Below are 575 nucleotides of genomic sequence, written 5' to 3'. Positions count from 1 at the left end.
CGTCACCGACTCACGCCGGACTTTTCAGTCCGCGTCAGCCAGACTCCCTAGAAAGGAGGTGATCCAGCCGCAGGTTCTCCTACGGCTACCTTGTTACGACTTCACCCCAATCACCAGTTTTACCTTCGGCGGCGTCCTCCTTGCGGTTAGACTGCCGACTTCGGGTCCCCCCGGCTCTCATGGTGTGACGGGCGGTGTGTACAAGGCCCGGGAACGTATTCACCGCAGCATGCTGATCTGCGATTACTAGCAATTCCGACTTCATGCAGGCGAGTTGCAGCCTGCAATCTGAACTGGGACGTTGTTTTTGAGTTTTGCTCTGCCTCGCGGCTTCGCTTCTCTTTGTTGAACGCCATTGTAGTACGTGTGTAGCCCAAGTCATAAAGGGCATGATGATTTGACGTCATCCCCACCTTCCTCCGTTTTGTCAACGGCAGTCTGAATAGAGTCCTCTTCCGTAGTAACTATCCATAAGGGTTGCGCTCGTTGCGGGACTTAACCCAACATCTCACGACACGAGCTGACGACAACCATGCACCACCTGTCTCTCTGTCCCGAAGGAAGATACTGTTTCC

1 rRNA gene is annotated in these 575 nt (G+C 54.3%); it reads right to left on the bottom strand.

The window, feature by feature from the left end:
- Positions 1–51: 51 nt before the first annotated feature.
- Positions 52–575, bottom strand: a 16S ribosomal RNA gene (locus tag B5E66_RS12710); the annotation flags it as partial.

This window comes from Faecalibacterium sp. An121 (genome assembly GCF_002160915.1).
Lineage (GTDB): Bacteria > Bacillota > Clostridia > Oscillospirales > Ruminococcaceae > Faecalibacterium > Faecalibacterium avium.
The sequence above is the reverse complement of the archived record's forward strand: the minus strand, read 5'-3'. Positions and strand labels throughout refer to the sequence as shown.